Source organism: Paenibacillus bouchesdurhonensis (assembly GCF_900155685.1).
GTDB classification, from domain to species: Bacteria; Bacillota; Bacilli; order Paenibacillales; family Paenibacillaceae; genus Fontibacillus; species Fontibacillus bouchesdurhonensis.
On the sequence record NZ_LT732548.1, the window covers coordinates 1,141,742 to 1,158,616 of the forward strand.

A 16,875-nucleotide genomic window follows, 5' to 3' on the forward strand; every position below is an offset into this window, starting at 1 on the left:
GAGCAGCTAGTTTTCAACTTAGGAGCCCTTTTTCTTGCGATTTTTATCCTGCCGCTCCCATTGCTTCAGCAAGGGAAACGGGTTGAACGCCCACTCTTTCGTTCCGGTATCCTTGTAAATGCCGTAGTGCAGATGAGGCGGGAATCTGCCTTGTGTTCCTGGAGGCCCGTAGCCGCTGCTGCCTACCCAACCGATCGTCTGGCCGGGCGTTACGGTATCGCCGATATTGATGTTCTTCTCAAAGCCTTGCAAATGGGCGTAGTAGTGGTAGCGGTTGTTAAGATCTCGAATTCCCATTCTCCAGCCGCCGTATGGGTTCCAGCCTTTGGTTTCGACAATGCCGTAGCAAACGCTGCGTACCGGTACCCCATAGGAAGCGAAGAGATCCGTCCCTTCGTGCGTGCGCAGGCCGCCCCAGCCACGCCGGTCTCCCCATGTATCGCGGAAAGTGTAGGTGCTTTTTACAGGAAGCGGAAAAGTGTTGTCGAACAGGTCGGTGCGATCAAAGTTGTTGTAAACTTTGGCGAATTGGCGAATTCGCTCTACGGATGAATCATTTTGGTAATAGCGCCAGAGGGCGATACGTATGTCGTCGTCGCTATAGCCGAAATGAAGCAAATAAGCCGCCATGGTGTACAAGGCATCTCGATCATTATGAGGGTCTGCGATGGCGTCCGATGTCGCGTCTTTACCAATTCCGCCGAACAAGGCAATCGTCGCAGGATTCGTATCACCGGGGTTAGGATTCAAAGGTCCGGCCCAGACAGCTTCCTTAAAGCGAATGCCGACCAGCCTATTGTTCATTTCCGGGCTTTGCTGGGCGCGCGGGGTGAGCGTTCGTTCATACTGATCTATGGCGGCAAGCCAGTGCCAAGGAATTTGCGTCAATAAGCCGATCTCCTCATATAAGCTTCGTCGTAGCTCATAAGAATTTTTGGGGGGAGACGAGCTCGGTTTGCCGGGAGCCTCCGCAGCCGATGCCCCAAAACCGGGAATGCTCCATAGTGACGTCAGTACGGTCACGCCAATGAGGCAAGGAATAAGTCTACTGACGAATAATAAACTCGACCTCAAGGTGAGATCTCCTCCTTTAAAAATCCGTCGTCGATTACCTTAACGTAAACAACGTTTTTTTAGGTTGGGACAAAAGATGTTTTTTTATTCCATTTGTCAATGAGGTTTTTCCAGACGATTCATGGTATAATAATGGCGCTATAGCCTATTCCAAGAGAAGGAAGGTCTCTATTCTTGTCCAAACTAGCTAAAGAACCGAAACCGGATTGGATTCGAATCAAGTTGACGACTGGCGATAATTATCAGGAAATTAAAGAGATGATGCGCTCGAAGACACTACATACGGTATGTGAAGAAGCGCGTTGTCCAAATATATATGAATGCTGGGCGAACCGTACAGCTACATTCATGATCCTAGGCGATATTTGCACCAGGGCCTGCCGCTTCTGTGCAGTCAATACGGGCATGCCCACGGAGCTGGATCTTCAGGAACCGGAGCGGGTTGCCGAGGCTGCCGAGAAGATGGGGCTGCGCCATTGTGTAGTCACTAGCGTGGCACGGGATGATTTGAAGGATGGCGGGGCGACTATATTTGCAGAGACGGTTCGCGCTATACGGGCGCGTATGCCGCTTTGCAGTGTAGAGGTGCTGATTCCAGATTTTTTAGGCAACGAGGAATCACTGCGCATCGTCATGGATGCGAAGCCGGATATTCTGAACCATAATATTGAGACGGTGGAACGGCTTTCCGATCGCGTGCGCGCCAAGGCGAAATATCGCCGTTCATTGGAGCTGCTTCAGCGTGCCAAGCGGATGCAGCCAGATATCCCTACGAAATCCAGCATTATGCTGGGCGTAGGTGAAGAGTGGGCAGAAATTTTGCAGGCGATGGATGATTTGCGAGCCGTTGACTGCGATATTTTGACGATTGGCCAATATTTACAGCCTTCGCCGCAGCATCTGACTGTGGAGAAATACTATCGGCCGGAGCAATTTGCCGAACTGAAGGAAGAGGGCATGAAGCGTGGCTTTAGTCACGTGGAATCCGGCCCGCTTGTTCGCAGTTCATACCATGCCCATGAGCAGGTTAAGTCGGCGAAGAGCCACCAGGCAGCCGTTCCGGCGGAAATTTAAGGGCAAGGCAAGAGGGGGATACCGAATGATCCAAATCGGTGGCAGAACATACGAATTGATTCAAAATTACAAGGATGCTTGGGACGCTGAAGCGTTCAAACAGAGATACAGTGAAGTGCTGGATCGGTACGATTATATTCTTGGGGACTGGGGCTACGAGAAGTTGAGACTCAAGGGCTTCCTGCGGGACAACCATCCCAAGGTAAACAGGGATACCGCCTATTCGGGCATTACGGATTATATCAATGAGTATTGTAATTTTGGCTGTGCTTATTTTGTCCTTCAGAAGACGAAGGAGCACAAGGAGAATAGAGGAGGCCAGAAGGCTTCATCGTCAAATACAGAGACAGCTGGAGATTAACTGATTGACGGTGGCTGGAACTGCTGACGGTTCAGTTTGCTGTGAGCAATAATAGTGTATAGTTTCGTTACCATTGCAATATATGCCTACTAGGAGAAGCTTAAATTTTGTATGCGGGGCAGTTTTCGAGGAATTCGGAAGCTGCCTTTTTGGTGCGGAAAATTTAGAGTGGCGGGAAAAGAGTTCTGATAAATGCATCGATTTGCAGTTGTATCATCTAGCGCCGAATAGAAATCTAACTCCGTACTTGTACAGAGAGGCTTGCGATTAGCCGGTCATGGCAGTTATGTACGAAATATCGTACAAAATTGCTTGTGACCGGCTAGAGCAAGCCTCTTAGCATTAACCCGGTTTTGATTGTAATATAAGCCAACAGCCTACACACCTAGCCAGCTCACATCCGACTAGAACGAAATGATATTTACCCCGTTTTCGCCTTCAGCTTTAAGCTGCCTTGCTGATAGCTCCATTCGATTTCAGGATATTTCTTCTGGAACTCCTGCAGTTCGATATAGGTCTCGTCGTTAAGTATTTTTACGCTTCCGTCACTTCGTTTGAACTGCTGCTTGTTGTCCGAGCTATCGGTTATTGTCAGCACCCCGGTGCTGGTTGCCCAGGAGGCTTTGCCTTGAACAAGGGCAGCGAGCACGCGGGATTGCGCATATACATTGCTTCCCTCTTGCACGACATCAAGGTAACCAGTAAAGGAAACGTTGTTAATGTTGAGTTCAGAGGAGTTTCCGCTTACTTCCATGTTTTTGAGACCGATTTGGTGCAGGGCTGCAATGAGCTGGGCAGTCGAGCTCAGATTGACCTCGACATCGGGCTCCAGACCGATATAGTTGAAATCCTCTTGATTCGGCGTTAAGTATTTCAGAATCGTCAGCTTCAGGGAGCCGCCATTCGATAAAGAGTAAATATTTTGAATGCGTGCCTTACCGTAAGTTTGGGTACCAACGACAGCAGCTATGCCATTGTCCCGCAGCGCCGCGGTCAGAATTTCTGAAGCGCTGGCTGTCCATTCATTGGTCAAAATAACGACAGGCATACTGATTGAGCTGCCGTTTGTAATTTTAATGGCTTCTGGCTTGCCGTTCTGGCTTTCCGTATACATCAGCACACCGTCTTTGATAAATTGCTTGGCGATATTCTGCGCTGATTCCACATAACCGCCGAGATTGTCTCTCAGATCCAGAACGAGTGATTTCATTCCTAATTTGCGGAGCTTGTTCAAATGCACGGCAAACTCTTCATCTGCTTGATCCGAGAAAGTGGAGATAGCGATATATCCGATATCTCCCGATGAGATCATTCGGCTCGTTACTGCCGGCAAAGCAAAATGGGCACGGGTAATCTGAAAGCTTAACTGGCTGCTGCCCCTTTTGATCGTGACGCTCACCTTCGTATTTTCCTCGCCATGAATGAGGTAAATATCGTCTGCACTTGTAACTTGGTGATCGTCGACTTTGGCAATGATATCTCCTTTGCGCAAACCAGCCGATTTAGCCGGAGATCCTTCGAGTACTTCGGTCACATAGAGCTTGCCTTGAGTAAAGCGGATCAGTACTCCGATGCCAACGTATTCCTGATTGAGCTGATCTTCAAATTCCTGGAGCTCTTCTTGTGTGAAATAGTCCGAATAAGGGTCTTCTAAAGTATAAACCATGCCGCGTATGGCATTTTCGATGAATTCGTTTCGCTCTACTCCTTCAATATTGTTATCATTCAAGTATTGAAGAACCTCCCGAAGTATTTCGAGGTCGCTGGATTCTGCCGCTTCATTCGCGGAACTCTCTGCAAATACGGCTTGAGGCAGGCAAAGCGCGAGAAAAAGAAGGGGAATTAGAATTTTTTTGTACCATGGTTTAATCATAATTATAATACGTCCTTTGCTATGTATTAACTAGAATATATAACTCTATCATACAGGTAAAAAAGGGAAATTTATATAGGAAAACGGATGTTCCTTGAACATCCGTTTTATTGTACGTGCTCAATATGCTATTTTTTAACCAAGAAAAGCATTGCGGACGCGATTCCAGAAAGGAAAGGGACGATAGCGTACGAAGCTGATACTCTGCTTCGCTACCTGGCAACGAACGGATATGAGGTCGCTGATCGGATGGTTGATATGATCCAAAGTGAGCAGCAGATTCTGTTCCTTGCGCGAATAAATATCGCAGTGATGATGTTTAGGAAGTACCAAGGATGAGCCTATGGTTCGGAAAACCCGATTATTGATCGAAGCGATTTCGGAAATTTGCAATGCCTTAATCGAGGGATGAATGATAGCTCCGCCAAGACTTTTGTTATAAGCCGTGCTTCCAGAAGGTGTAGAAATGCAAAAACCGTCTCCTCGAAACATTTCGAACATTTGATCATTGATATCGACTTGGGCGACAATTGTTCCATCCACGCCCTTGAGCGTAAATTCATTCAGGCAAATATAAGAGGAGGTTCCTGATTTCTTCTGAATCTCCAGCTCAATAAGCGGATAATGTACGATCCGGGGTTTGAGCACGGACTCATCTTTGTGTCTGGCGATCATATCTACAAGCTCAGGAATTTCATTGGCTTGCCAATCGGCAAAAAAGCCAAGATGCCCGGTATGTACCCCCACAAATGAGATCGACGGAATACGGTCAATAAACGTATGGAAAGCGTGGAGCATCGTCCCGTCTCCCCCAATGGAAACGACGATGTCCGGTGACTCTGCATCCAACTGAAGACCTTGCTTTGCGGCCAATTGATGGAATTTCTCGCTCAATTCAACGGACAATTGATCGCCACGGTCAAGAACGTAATATCTCAAGATGACAGGCTCCTTTGTATTATCCTTTTGTAAAGATCATAATCAATTCTGAAACAGAACACAACGGTTCATTTCCTTGATCTCCCTTCGGCTCGGGTAAGCAAACGATGAATGATTCGGGCAAGCAGAGATAAAATAAGGAGTATCGATATCAATTTCAGGAAGATTAAAAAGGCGTCGGGAATACTGCTCCATCCTGCGGGCATCTCGCCGTACAATGAGTTAAGCCATGCGTCGTCCGATGGGGAGCCCATAAATGGTTCCCAGAGCAGCAGCAATAGTGCCGCTGCCAAAATGCCGTGAATGAGGCGAGCCGCTAGAAAGGGGGCATAGCGTAAATCCGCTCCGTTCAAAATGCTGGCAACCTGAGCATGAACGGATAACCCTCCCCACGATAAAATAAACGCCGCCGCTGCTGCTTTATGCATCAGCGGGACGGAAACAGGAGCCGCAGCAGCTTTGGCACCGAGCGTAACCTCGAAGATTCCTCCTACGAAGGGCTCCGCCAAAGCGCTAGGCAAGCCAGTTAAGCTTAGGAAGGAATGGACGCTGGCATAGAGCAGGGTCATCATGCCGGAAGCGGTCAGCAGCTCCAGAATAACCGAGAAGAAGACAACAAGCCCGCCGACTACCGCCATGAGCTGCAGGGAGGAGGAAACGGCCTGCTTCAGCAGCTCGCCTAGGCTGCGTCCGTCATTTTGCCGGGCCTCGTGCATCGCTTTAAGGGCTAGCCGCAAGCTGAACCTTGCGGAAGGTTCAGAAGGTTTACTTGACGAAGCTGAACTATTCACTTTAACCGTCTTGATTTGAAGGTCGACCTTTTGGTCTAAGGCATCCTGCTTGGTGCCATAGAACCTCATTATGACTCCAAGCAGCAGGGCGCTTCCATAATGGGCTAATGCGAGAATGCCCGCCAGCTTGGAGCTGCCAAAGAAGCCGACCGAGACGGCGCCGATTAGAAAAATCGGATCGGACGAAGTGGTAAAGGCTACAAGTCGTTCCCCTTCTACACGACTAATAAGCCGCTGTTCTCTAAGCTTGGTAGCGAGCTTGGCGCTGACCGGGTAGCCGGAAGCAAAGCCCATAGCGGCGACGAAGCCGCCGCTGCCGGGGATTCGGAATAAAGGCTTCATTAAAGGATCAAGCAGCTTTCCTAAGAAATGGACGATCCCGAAGCCAAGCATCAATTCAGAGATGACGAAGAAGGGAAACAGAGAGGGAAATAACACCTCCCACCAAATGGCGAGCCCGGTAACGCCTGCTTCCCAAGCAGCTTGGGGATAGGCAAGCATCAGGAAGCCGATTGCCGCCATGGTAATCACCATCATCGAAATGGTGATTCGCGCAATATTCATGAAGAACGCCTCCACAATAGGTCATAGTGGAGTGTATGATTGGATTAGGACAAACAGCACAAAAAAGGCAAGAAAGCGATTACATTTTATACTGTATTTTTGATTAATATGTGTTAGAATAAAAGTCACAGATGTATACTTCACGGGACAAAATCTCTGATGGATGGAGTGTTGGCTATGAGTTATGTAGCAGGTGTACTGGTATGCGCCTTTGTGTATGTTATCCGCGCTTCTCGCGTCCATTCTAGTGAAGAGGATTGGCGAAGTTATTGAAATAGCAGCAGGATGATCCTGCTGATACGTAAGGGCTCCGGTAGGAGCTTTTATTTTTTTTTGCTATAATTGATAGGGAGTATCAAAAATACAATGTGGAAGTTGGAGAGGAATCCCGTGAATCCAAGTTTAAGCATTTATGATAATCTGGGCGGCGAGAAGGTCATCCGTCAGCTTGTGGAGGCTTTTTATCCAAAAGTAAAGGCGAATCCCCTGCTTGGGCCTTTGTTCCCAGAGGATATTGAGCCGGTGATGGAGAAACAGTTTATGTTCTTATCGCAATTTTTCGGCGGGCCTTCGTTATTTTCGGATGCTTTTGGCCATCCGATGATGAGAGCGAGACATCTATCCTTTCCAGTCACACGTGAAAGAGCCGAAGCTTGGCTGGCTTGTATGACTGAAGCATTGGAAGAGGTCGGAGTGGACGATGAGTTAAAGGATTTTGTCATTCAACGGTTGTCTGGACCTGCATTTCATTTCGTAAATACACCTTAGGGATGATGAAACGCCTTGCCTTATGGCGGTGATGGAAAGGAAGTTATCGTGTTGGAGCTGGAACCTCTTTATAAAATTAAGGTAACTTGTGTTTATTGTGAGAATGTGTTCTCTACTTCTCGGGTAAGGCCAAGCCTGAAGCGGGCCTTTCGAACGGATACTGACTTTTGCGGTTATTACCGGGAGGAGAATCCCGATTATTATGTGGTGCGGATTTGCCCTTCATGCGGATTTGCCTCTACGGAGAATTCGAATGACCGCTTGACGGATCATCAGCGCAAAGAGTTCAAACAAAATATTGGAAATCGTTTCGTGAAGCGGGATTACGGGGGCCAGAGGAGCTGGGAGAACGCGCTGGAGACGTATAAACTGGCATTGCTTTGCGCACAGACGATCGGCGAGAAGGAGAGAATTATCGCCAGTTTGCTTCACCATATTGCCTGGCTGTATCGCTACCGTGAGGATCATGAACAAGAACAGCGCTTTTTAAAGCACGCCCTGAATTCTTACATAAAGGTATACGAGAATGAAGGTGCTGGCGATAATGATGCCAGGCTAATGTATTTAATCGGTGAATTGAACCGCAGAATCGGGGCAAATAATGAAGCCGTCAAATGGTTCTCTAGAGTTATTAATGACAAGAAAATTATGGATGCAGCGATGATTCGCGCTTGCCGCGAGCAATGGGCACTGCTGCGGGAAGAAATGCAGAGCAAAGGGGAAGAGCTGACGGAAGAGGTAAAGGGATAGTCTCAGAATAATTTATAAATTCATGAGATTGTAGGCGAGAACGATAAAGGCCGTTCACATGAAAGTGCGAACGGCCTCTTCTGGCCTGAGAACTCAAGGCCTGTGTTATTTGCGTACAACCGTATCGGTTAATAAATAGTCCCGGTCGCTATCCAATAGCGTTAGCTTGTTCTTGCAGCAAGGAAAGACGAGCAGCTTCTTCTTGCCTTCATGGACGCTTTGAACTTCATGAGGCTTCATGGAGAGAAGGACGTTTTCTTGTTCGCAGAAAGGGCATTTTGGCGCATAGACATCACCCATGATAATATCGTAAGGCAGCGCCTTCTCAAATGGAATCATGAGGATGTACCCGAGTCATTAGAAGACGGTGGATTTGCCGCTTCTTCTTTGGCGATTTCCGCGATTTTTTGCATTAATATATGCTGTGGCATATGCATAAGGTGCTCGAGTGGCACCTTTAGTTTTTCGGCTAGCTTTACAGCAGTTTCCGGTGAGACTTGCAGTGGCTTCATATGATCCCCTCCTGTCGATCTGGTTTCTATATCATACACTTTTAATGCCGGTGGCATCAACATTGGCATGAGGAAAGGATGCATATTTATGGCACAATTGACAGATCCAGTACAACTGACATGGGAGCTGGATTCAATTTTTACGGGAGGCTCTGCCTCGACGAATTTTGAAGAGTTCTTACAGCAGCTGCAGGCGGATATTGCAGCGATGCATCAGGATTTGCAGAATCACCCTGCTCCTCAAAGCTTGGAGGAAGCAGCGAGTCTTGATCCATTGATCGCGGGGCTCCAGAACGCAGCAGCCAAAATTATGGAGGCCGATAGCTTTGTGGCTTGCCTGACGGCAGAAAATCAGCATGATAAGAAGGCGGTGCAGCTTTCCGGCAAAGTAACCTCGCTGCGGGCTGCGTTTGAGAACGTCATGACATTGTTCCAAAACCTGCTGCGAAATACGGGGGATGAACTGTGGGAAATATGGATGTCCCGCGAGGGGATTGCCCCGATATCGTTCGTGCTGAGCGAGAAGCGGGCTGCTGCCCGCGAGAAGCTGGCACCGGAGCTGGAGAGCCTTGCTTCCGATTTGGCGATTGACGGCTATCATGGCTGGGGACAGCATTACGATACGATCGTGGCAAAGGTGGCGGTTCCATTTAAGGACGAGGACGGTAAGCTGACGTCCTTATCTGTAGGCCAGGCTGCGAACAAACTAGAGGACAGCAGCCGTGCTGTGCGGGAAGAAACGTTCAGAAATTGGGAGCAGGCCTGGAGCGGGGTTGCTGATTATTGTGCAGATACACTTAATCGGCTGGCAGGCTTCCGTATTAAGCTTTATGAAAAGAGAGGCTGGAATGACATTCTTAAGGAGCCGCTGGACATTAATCGAATGTCTCGGGCTACTTTGGATATGATGTGGCAGGTCATTGAAGAGAACAAACCGGTATTCGTCGCGTATTTGAACCGGAAAGCAAAGCTTATGGGGTTGGAGCAGCTCTCTTGGAGCGATCTGGAGGCTCCGATCGGGGAGTCATCTGAGAAGATATCTTATGAAGCTGCCGCGAACGAAATCGTCAAGCAGTTCCGCAACTTCAGTCCGAAGCTGGCGGATTTTTCGGCTGAGGCCTTCAATAAACGCTGGATCGAAGCCGAGGATCGTCCGGGCAAGCGTCCGGGAGGCTTCTGCACCTCGCTTCCGGTCAGCCGGCAAACGCGGATCTTTATGACCTTTGGCGGGACGGTTTCTAACGTCTCGACGCTGGCTCATGAGCTTGGGCATGCGTATCACCAATATTTGATGGATGAGCTGCCGCAATTCAACCAGGATTATGCGATGAACGTTGCGGAGACGGCTTCCACTTTTGCGGAAATGATCGTGGCGGATGCACTTGTAAAGAATGCTTCGGACGACAAGCAGAAGCTGAGCTTACTGGCTGATAAGATCGGAAGCAGCATCAGCTTTTTTATGAATATCCACGCCCGGTTCCTGTTCGAGACACGCTTCTATGAGAGACGAAAGCATGGAGCGCTAAGCGCGGATGAACTGTCCCTCTTAATGGAGGAAGCACAGCGCGAGGCATATCACGGGGCGTTGGCCTCCTATCACCCTCACTTCTGGGCATCGAAGCTGCATTTCTACATTACCGGGGTGCCGTTCTATAATTTCCCTTACACGTTCGGATATATGTTCAGTACTGGGCTGTACGCGAGAGCTCAGCGTGAGGGAGAGAGCTTTGCCGCGAAATATGATGCTTTACTGCAGGATACAGGACGGATGTCGGTGGAAGAGCTGGCCAGCAAGCATCTTGGAGTCGATCTGACGAAGCCGGACTTCTGGCGGGAAGCGATGGCCGTAGCGGTAGCTGATGTAGAGGCATTCTTAAAATTGACGGAATAAATATGAGGCAGGACTTCCAAGTCGAAGTCCTGCTTTTTGATATTGATCATGACAGGTGAATTAAACGTCCAATTCATATAGGTAAAAAGAACTAGTTTATTGATGGTTTTTTAAGACGGTAATTTGGCGAGATGAAAATTATGTCAGTTAGAAAACGTAAAACCTTATGAACATACCCAGTTTGGAGAAGCGAAAAAACATTGCAGGCAAATGACAAGCAAGTCCCGATAACCCTGAATTATAAAGGGGAAACGCTGTCGTAAAAGTGTGCTTTTTGGCGAAAGATTTGTTTTATTACTGTTGAAAAATATATAGATATAGTAATAAATAACCATTTTTGTTTCTTATTGTTGATCGGCTAGTCATATTGGAATATAATGAGGCGTAAGCCCTATATAGGGGATCATATGGGAAGGGAGGGTGGATATGCTGAAGACGGACCAGCTTTCACTTGCCAGGCAGGTTGACATGGTGTTTAAGGAGCTTGAGGAAGAATTATCCGGCATGACCTCGGGCACTGTATTTATTCAAATTCGTAACAATGCCATTGGAAAATTCGGTATCCGCCATAATCCGATTGCCGGTCGTAACGGACAATTGTCTGAGGAGGATAGAGGATTAACGAAGCAACAGTTAAAGTCATTCAAGGCGATGGCTATCGAAGCTTTGAAATTCAAGCGTTACTGGACGCATGGGGAAATCAGTTATGAGTTTGCCTTACGGCAGGATAAGATCATCGTAGATGCTATTCTCGAGTCTAATTATAATATGGCGAATTTGATGATACAGCGTTATTCAAGAAAGGATTCAACAAGTACATATCACGATATTTCATAAAATTAAATAGAACATGAATTTAATGAGCAAAAAGCAGGCGATCTGCTAAATGCAGACCGCCTGCCTTCTTATCGGTTGAATAAAACCTGCAAATTACTGGTTAGAACGACCCGACAATTGCTGCTCAGCGATTTGAACAAGACGTTTTGTAATGTAACCCCCCAGAGAACCAGTCTCGCGGGAAGTATAGTTACCGTAGTAACCATCTTGTGGAATTTGAACGCCCAGTTCTTGTGCAGCTTCATATTTCAACTGCTGCAGTGCAGCGTTCGCTTGAGGAACGACAAGGTTGTTGGAACGGCTTCCGCGTTGGTTTGCCATGATTGTCACCTCCTTTGCCTTTGTGAATTTAGTATGGATTTCGCGGACGAAAATATGCAGCCTTATTTCTTTCTATATCATTGGTAATTATTTCAACGTAAAAAAGCAATCCTCCGCAGAGAATTGCTTGATTGAATATAGTGCTGCCCATCGTTCTAGTGGTCTCGGGTTTCGATTAGGTAGCGCTTGGATAGACCATCTCCAACTGCAGGTTGAGCTCCAAGGTTTGCTCAGGCTTAAGCTCGATAAGTCCAGTTACTTCGTTAGGCAATCCCGAATTTGGCGCGTCCGGCAGCCAGGTGTATGGTTCAATGCAAAGGAATTGATCTGCTTCTCCCTTTGTATATAGCACCCAATGCTTGAAATAAGCCGGATCTGCAGAGTAAATCAGTCCATAGCCCTCTTCATGCATTAACGTTGCTTGCACGGGATTATTGCCGATCTGAAACATCGTATCAAAATTAGTTCCTTTCAGGTTCAAACCTTCGGATAATTGCTTCAATTCTCCCAGTGGCGAGATTTCGCCTGTAGTGATCAGCTCATCGTCCAAATTATATTTCCCCGAGACCGGAAGCGTAATCGTCCACTTGTCAGGCTCGCCATCCAATAAGAACCAGGTATGTAAACCAAGTCCGAAAGGAGCAGGCCGATCGCCCAAATGGTGGATTTTGAACGTCTGCTGGAGCTTGGCGCCTTGAAGACGTAAGGTCATTTCAATCTTAAGCGGTACTGGGAACTGACGGATCCACTGAGGGTCATCAGAGGTTACAAACTCCGTTGTGATCGCACAGCCTTCATCGTCCTCTTCGATGTCACTTACACACCAAGCCTGTGTGCGGTGAAGACCGTGGATATGATTGTCGTTGGCCGTATTGCGGTCAAATTGATATTCTTGTCCCGCATAAGTGAATTTCCCCCTGCGAATTCGGCCTGGTGGTATTAACAGAGGAATGCCGAAGTGATATGGCTTTTGTAAATAGAAATCGAGTTCACTCTCATCTGGGCTGCGAAGTACATCGCGTTGCTGAATATGATCCCGTATGCTAATGACATTATTGCCAAGGCGGGGCAGCAGCGTGACATCAAGCTCGCGGCTATGTAACGTATAGGTATCGTAACCGTTCCATTGCCCTTTGGTCACTTTTTTCATATCGATGCTCCTTTTCCCACAAATAATCGAAATCGAACAACTAGCTTTATCATAACACTTTTTCTTGGGTACGAAAAACGGAAGTTGACATAGCAACTTCATGAGAAGTATGATTGGACATATAAATTTAACATGTAGAATGCGTTGACAGGGATAAGTAAGCGAAGCGGACTTCTTAGTGCAGAAAGCTGGTGGTGGATGCGAACCAGTGAAGTTGCTTAGGCCGAATGGACCCTGGAGCGCCGTGCGTAACAGATAGACGGAACGATCTGTCCTATTAAGCCGGCCGGCCCGCTCCACGTTACGGAGCATAAAGGCTAAGACATTGTTTACTTTCGCTAGTGCGACAAGATTGCTACAGTCTTGGCGAACAAGGGTGGCACCACGGTCTCACGTCCCTTTTTGGGCGTGGGATTTTTTGCGTTCTGTATGTGTCCTGGCGGTAATATTTAGCTCACAATAAGAGGCGCATAGAAGCGGCTCTTTTCACAAAATATAAGGAGGATGTTAGTTATGAAAAAAGTTCTTTCCGGCATTCAGCCCAGCGGTAAATTGACTTTAGGAAACTATATTGGCGCTCTTAAAAACTTCGTCAAGTTGCAGCACGAACATTTGTGCAATTTCATGGTGGTTGATTTGCATGCGATTACGGTTCCCCAAGATCCTGCTGCTTTGCGCGAACAGTCAGAGGAGGTCGCAGCGCTATTTGTAGCGGCGGGCATTGATCCCTCAAAGGCAAATGTCTATATGCAGTCCCATGTTCGTCAGCATGCTCAAATGGGATGGATTTTGACGACGCTAACGAATATGGGAGAGCTTGAACGAATGACGCAATTTAAAGATAAGTCCGAGGGCAAGGAATCGATCGGCGCAGGGTTGTTCGTATATCCATCGCTAATGGCAGCGGATATTCTTGTGTACAATGCTGATTTGGTGCCGGTTGGCGAGGATCAGAAGCAGCACTTGGAGCTGACACGTGATTTGGCGCATCGGTTCAACCATCGGTACGGAGAATATTTCACGATTCCAGAGCCATATATCCCAGAGGTAGGAGCTCGCATAATGTCATTGGATGATGCTTCCAAGAAGATGAGTAAGAGTAATCCGAACCCAGGCAGCTATATTTCATTGCTCGACGCACCAGCCGATATTCGTAAAAAAATCAGCCGAGCGACGACCGATTCAGGCAGTGAAGTAAGATTTGATCCGGTAAATAAGCCCGAGCTCAGCAATCTGATTACGATTTATAGTCAATGCGCAGAAATTTCTGTGGCCGAAGTAGAACGGCTCTACGAGGGCAAAATGTACGGAGCCTTCAAGAAGGAACTGGCTGAGGTGGTAGTCGGCGTCATTGAGCCGCTGCAGCAGCGGTACCACGAAATCCGGGAGTCTGGCGAAATTTTCGATATTCTGGCTCAGGGAGCAGAGAGAGCTTCCGAAATGGCGGAGCAGACGCTGACGGATGTGCAGCGAATGATGGGATTTATCACTAAATAAGCGAGAAGCAAGCTAAAGAACGAGAACCCGGATGAAATATCCGGGTTTTTATGCTTCTCGTCACGGAATTGTCATAATAACTTGATTAATACGTAACGATTGTCAGAGACTTCGAGGATTTGATATGATAAAGTTTATAGCGTAAGGGTATTTATCTAGAAAATTATTTGATTTATATATATAAGCATAGGAGGAAGATATAACGCATGGAAAAACCACTAGGCTATCCAGCTCCATCGGATTCCCCTGCGTTGTCCGTGAGACCAACTCCTCCGGGAGAAACGGCAACATGGAGAGATTTCATTGCTTTAACGAAGCCGGGCATTATCCGTTCGAATGTGATCGCGGTTTTTGCTGGGTTTTGGCTGGCTTCTCAATGGGATTTGCAATACGGGAAATTAATCTGGACGATATTGGGAGCCGTTCTTGTAATGGCTGCATCTTGTGTATTTAACAATTATTTCGATCGCGACTTCGACATGAAGATGGAACGGACGAAGCAGCGCGCTTTGCCTACAGGCAGGTTGTCGCCCACGGTTGTGCTGTGGTATGCAATTATTCTTGGCGTTTTTGGATTGACGGCTTTGTTCAGCTTTTCCGGTTTGCTGGCTGGATTGTTTGGCATAGTCGGAATGTTCGTTTACGTTGTCGTCTACACGCTATGGCTGAAGCGTACGTCAACCTGGAGTACTTCAATCGGTGCAATTTCAGGTGCAATGCCTCCGGTAATTGGTTATGTTGCCGTAACGGGTAAGGTTGATCTTGGGGCATGGCTGCTGTTCGCACTGCTTTTCCTATGGCAGCCGCCGCATTTCTGGGCGCTCGGCATTCGCCGGGTAGAAGAATACAGGGCAGCGGGATATCCGCTGCTGCCGGTAGTGAAAGGCATTCCGAGAACTAAACTGCAAATGATTCCTTATCTTGTACTATTGCTGCCTATACCTATATTAATGTACGTCTACGGATATACCGGAATATGGTTCATGATTATTGGCGAAGCACTATCCATAGCATGGCTGTACCTGACGCTTAAAGGCATCCGCTCGCAGAATAATGACGCTTGGGCCAAAAGAGTGTTTATCTTCTCCGTAAACTATTTAACGATCAGCTTGATCGTGATGATTCTGGATACAGTACGGATTTAATAACGGGATAGCGATGTTTATGTTGGAGGCGCTGGAATGACTCTGTTAAAAAAGTATAAATGGACATGGATCCTCATGGCGATTTGCGTGGTGCTTGCAGGATATTTGCTATGGGACTCATTTGCCAAGCCGAAGCTTCCCGTCATCGGCACAGTAGCGCCTTTTACGCTGGAGAATTTGGATGGCAATCATGTAGCGTTAGAGGATACGAATGGCAAGGTGAGGCTGTTCTATTTCTTCTTCTCTAATTGTCCCGATGTATGTCCGGTTACTACACTCCGGCTCTCCCAGGTTCAAGACGAACTGAAGGAGAGGGGATTGTTCGGGAAAGATGTATCGCTAGTGTCAATTACTTTTGATCCAGAGAGAGATACGAAGGAGCGGCTCAAGGAATTTGGCGATAAATTCAAAGCGGATTATTCGAGCTGGTACTTCTTACGGGGAGAGCAGGAGGAAGTCATTGATCTGGCTATGAATTCTTTTAAAATTCTGGTGAATCAGGACAAGGAAGGAAACTTCGTGCATATGGATCTCATCGGACTTGTTGACCGCGAGGGGAATATACGTGAAATGTTGTATCCCGACGCAACGGCGGAGGAAATTGCGAATGTCGTTGCGCGGTTAGCGAAGGAATAAGGGCTCATAGAAAGCTGGGCGGAGGATAAATGATGTAATCCTCCAGCCCGGCTTTTTCTAATTGGGCAATAATATATTCATCCGGCGTACCTTCGACCCCGGCGTAGCCGCGCCTCGTGTACATTTGAACGGCATCGGGAAAGGCATCGCAGAGAACGCCGCGGATTCGTTTACCGGAGGAGTCGTTATCCATAAATAAGAACACTTCGTCATCTCTAACTTTCTTGCGCAATGATTCCAGTTTCAAGGAGTTTAAAGTTCCGAAGGTGCAGAGTATCGTAATTTCCTCGTTCACTAGACGACGGAGCTTGCTCCGGTCATTTTTTCCTTCAACGATGATGTAGATCGACATATGGGTCACCTCAAGCCGACTTTATCGAAGTTATGTAGATTAATGCGTCAGGATTTTGGTCTCCTCTAGTGTATACCGCAAGAAGGAATCATGCAAAAAATGCCCAGAGGAAAACGGCCTGCACAGGCAGGCCGCTATAGATGAGGCACATATTATTAGTACAGGGGAGCACGGAGAATAATCACCAGTAAAATGTACAATACAAGTATTGTTCCCGTGGATGTCCAGAAACTTCCTGGTATGACCGGTCCAGGTCCGCAAGGATTGATGTTGCCCATTTCCTTCACCTCACTTTCGTATCTGGTCGGTAACTACACGTTATACTATGTGTGTTTGCTGC

General features: G+C 47.4%; 19 protein-coding genes. 9 read left to right on the forward strand and 10 right to left on the reverse strand.

Annotated elements, in window-relative coordinates; genetic code table 11:
- Positions 1–18: 18 nt before the first annotated feature.
- On the reverse strand, positions 19–1,074 hold the full coding sequence (locus CZ379_RS09675; RefSeq protein WP_110931438.1) for a M23 family metallopeptidase: 1,056 nt from the start codon (positions 1,072–1,074) through the stop codon (positions 19–21).
- 174 nt (positions 1,075–1,248) lie between these two features.
- Here CZ379_RS09675 and lipA point away from each other — a divergent pair, with 174 nt between their 5' ends.
- Positions 1,249–2,148: a lipoyl synthase gene (gene lipA / locus CZ379_RS09680; protein ID WP_110931439.1), complete on the forward strand. Its 900-nt coding sequence runs from the start codon at positions 1,249–1,251 to the stop codon at positions 2,146–2,148.
- A 25-nt stretch (positions 2,149–2,173) separates the two neighbouring features.
- Positions 2,174–2,509 (forward strand): YutD family protein, encoded by a 336-nt coding sequence (locus CZ379_RS09685; protein ID WP_110931440.1) that lies wholly within the window; start codon positions 2,174–2,176, stop codon positions 2,507–2,509.
- Positions 2,510–2,930: 421 nt separating this feature from the next.
- Here CZ379_RS09685 and CZ379_RS09690 read toward each other — a convergent pair whose 3' ends face one another.
- From CZ379_RS09690 to ylbJ, 3 genes are all read right to left on the reverse strand, one after another.
- A complete protein-coding gene (locus CZ379_RS09690) occupies positions 2,931–4,382 on the reverse strand; it encodes a S41 family peptidase (protein ID WP_110931441.1) in 1,452 nt (483 codons plus the stop codon).
- Positions 4,383–4,517: 135 nt separating this feature from the next.
- On the reverse strand, positions 4,518–5,321 hold the full coding sequence (locus CZ379_RS09695; RefSeq protein WP_110931442.1) for an NAD kinase: 804 nt from the start codon (positions 5,319–5,321) through the stop codon (positions 4,518–4,520).
- 68 nt (positions 5,322–5,389) lie between these two features.
- The gene (gene ylbJ, locus CZ379_RS09700) at positions 5,390–6,676 is read right to left on the reverse strand and encodes a sporulation integral membrane protein YlbJ (RefSeq protein WP_110931443.1); all 1,287 of its coding nucleotides are present in this window, start codon (positions 6,674–6,676) and stop codon (positions 5,390–5,392) included.
- Between the two features lie 390 nt (positions 6,677–7,066).
- On the opposite strand from ylbJ, the gene CZ379_RS09705 reads away from it, so the two are divergent.
- Both CZ379_RS09705 and CZ379_RS09710 read left to right on the forward strand, forming a co-directional pair.
- Positions 7,067–7,444, forward strand: a complete 378-nt coding sequence (locus CZ379_RS09705) for a globin domain-containing protein (protein ID WP_110934301.1) — start codon at positions 7,067–7,069, stop codon at positions 7,442–7,444.
- 51 nt (positions 7,445–7,495) lie between these two features.
- A complete protein-coding gene (locus CZ379_RS09710; protein WP_110934302.1) occupies positions 7,496–8,194 on the forward strand; it encodes a DUF2225 domain-containing protein in 699 nt (232 codons plus the stop codon).
- Positions 8,195–8,299: 105 nt separating this feature from the next.
- Here CZ379_RS09710 and CZ379_RS09715 read toward each other — a convergent pair whose 3' ends face one another.
- Both CZ379_RS09715 and CZ379_RS09720 read right to left on the reverse strand, forming a co-directional pair.
- Positions 8,300–8,533 (reverse strand): hypothetical protein, encoded by a 234-nt coding sequence (locus CZ379_RS09715; RefSeq protein ID WP_110931444.1) that lies wholly within the window; start codon positions 8,531–8,533, stop codon positions 8,300–8,302.
- Positions 8,530–8,706: a YycC family protein gene (locus CZ379_RS09720; protein ID WP_110931445.1), complete on the reverse strand. Its 177-nt coding sequence runs from the start codon at positions 8,704–8,706 to the stop codon at positions 8,530–8,532. The genes CZ379_RS09715 and CZ379_RS09720 overlap by 4 nt, the downstream gene beginning before the upstream one ends.
- Positions 8,707–8,794: 88 nt before the next feature.
- Here CZ379_RS09720 and CZ379_RS09725 point away from each other — a divergent pair, with 88 nt between their 5' ends.
- Together CZ379_RS09725 and CZ379_RS09730 are read left to right on the forward strand one after the other, a co-directional pair.
- Positions 8,795–10,597: a M3 family oligoendopeptidase gene (locus CZ379_RS09725; RefSeq protein ID WP_110931446.1), complete on the forward strand. Its 1,803-nt coding sequence runs from the start codon at positions 8,795–8,797 to the stop codon at positions 10,595–10,597.
- A 426-nt stretch (positions 10,598–11,023) separates the two neighbouring features.
- The gene (locus CZ379_RS09730) at positions 11,024–11,434 is read left to right on the forward strand and encodes an O-methyltransferase (RefSeq protein ID WP_110931447.1); all 411 of its coding nucleotides are present in this window, start codon (positions 11,024–11,026) and stop codon (positions 11,432–11,434) included.
- 93 nt (positions 11,435–11,527) lie between these two features.
- Here the strand turns inward: CZ379_RS09730 and CZ379_RS09735 are convergent, their stop codons facing one another.
- Positions 11,528–11,755, reverse strand: coding sequence for an alpha/beta-type small acid-soluble spore protein (locus tag CZ379_RS09735; protein WP_110931448.1), 228 nt, complete (start codon positions 11,753–11,755; stop codon positions 11,528–11,530).
- A gap of 175 nt (positions 11,756–11,930) precedes the next feature.
- Positions 11,931–12,905, reverse strand: coding sequence for an aldose 1-epimerase (locus tag CZ379_RS09740; RefSeq protein WP_110931449.1), 975 nt, complete (start codon positions 12,903–12,905; stop codon positions 11,931–11,933).
- Between the two features lie 513 nt (positions 12,906–13,418).
- Here CZ379_RS09740 and trpS point away from each other — a divergent pair.
- The 3 genes from trpS (at position 13,419) to CZ379_RS09755 (ending at position 16,183) form a co-directional block, all read left to right on the forward strand.
- Complete coding sequence (gene trpS / locus CZ379_RS09745) at positions 13,419–14,402, forward strand: tryptophan--tRNA ligase (RefSeq protein ID WP_110931450.1); 984 nt, start codon at positions 13,419–13,421, stop codon at positions 14,400–14,402.
- Between the two features lie 206 nt (positions 14,403–14,608).
- Positions 14,609–15,547, forward strand: coding sequence for a heme o synthase (gene cyoE / locus CZ379_RS09750; RefSeq protein ID WP_110931451.1), 939 nt, complete (start codon positions 14,609–14,611; stop codon positions 15,545–15,547).
- Between the two features lie 36 nt (positions 15,548–15,583).
- Positions 15,584–16,183 (forward strand): SCO family protein, encoded by a 600-nt coding sequence (locus tag CZ379_RS09755; RefSeq protein ID WP_110931452.1) that lies wholly within the window; start codon positions 15,584–15,586, stop codon positions 16,181–16,183.
- A gap of 4 nt (positions 16,184–16,187) precedes the next feature.
- On the opposite strand, the gene CZ379_RS09760 is transcribed toward CZ379_RS09755, so the two are convergent.
- A complete protein-coding gene (locus CZ379_RS09760) occupies positions 16,188–16,535 on the reverse strand; it encodes a toprim domain-containing protein (RefSeq protein ID WP_110931453.1) in 348 nt (115 codons plus the stop codon).
- 155 nt (positions 16,536–16,690) lie between these two features.
- Positions 16,691–16,813: a sporulation protein YjcZ gene (locus tag CZ379_RS26615; RefSeq protein ID WP_110931454.1), complete on the reverse strand. Its 123-nt coding sequence runs from the start codon at positions 16,811–16,813 to the stop codon at positions 16,691–16,693.
- Positions 16,814–16,875 lie beyond the last annotated feature (62 nt).